The sequence below is a fragment of the Ruminococcus callidus ATCC 27760 genome (assembly GCF_000468015.1).
In the GTDB taxonomy this organism is placed as follows: domain Bacteria; phylum Bacillota; class Clostridia; order Oscillospirales; family Ruminococcaceae; genus Ruminococcus_C; species Ruminococcus_C callidus.
In genome coordinates, this window is record NZ_KI260348.1 from 1 (window position 1) to 862 (window position 862).

General features: G+C 50.2%; 1 protein-coding gene. It reads left to right on the forward strand.

The features are described 5' to 3' along the window. Window positions 1–862 (forward strand): prealbumin-like fold domain-containing protein (locus RUMCAL_RS15855; protein WP_021681431.1); only part of this gene is annotated, 862 nt, incomplete at both ends.

Sequence of the window (862 nt, forward strand, 5' to 3'; positions counted from 1 at the left end):
ACCATTCAGTTTGTTTCCGGAGAAGATGCAACGACCATCACCGGACTGCCGGCAGGCACATACAAGCTGAAAGAAACCAATGCACCGGACGGCTACCAGCTGTACACCGCAGAAGAAACCTTCACCATTGGAACAGACGGCAAGGTGACCGGAACCACAACCATTCAGGACGAGGTTTCCAAGCTTACCATTGCCAAGAAGGACATCACCGGAAAGCAGGAAGTCACCGGAGCAAAGCTGACCCTGACCCTGACAAATCCGGACGAAAGCGGAGCAACGCTGGACAGTGTGACGGTAGAAAATATCAAAAATAACACCGTGGACAGCAGAACCGCAGATTCCATTACATGGACTTCCGGCAAGACAGATGCTATTTTGAGCAAGCTGCCGGACGGCACCTATACTCTGGGAGAAAGCGGCGAACCTTTTGTAGATTCCGAAACCGGAAAGACTTACACAGTAATCAAATCAACGATGACCTTTACTGTGGAAAACGGTGTTGTCACAAGCACCACCGGTGACGCAGACAACCTGAACGACAAAGCGACCGAGGGTTATTACTACTATGACAAGACCGCAGGACAGATTCTGGTCTGCGATGCGGAACAGCCTGCGATTACTACAACATCGACTTCGGAAACGACTACAACAACGACAACAACAACCACAACCACAACAACTACTGCAACCAGCGAAAGCAGCACAACATCTGACACAGAAACCACTACGGGAACTGGTACAGTTACCACAGTTTCAACTGTAACAACTACATCGAAAACCAGTGGAACCACCACCGAAGTGACAACAGACACCACACTGGCAACCAGTGGAAACACCACGGAAACCAGTGCAGGCCCGACTA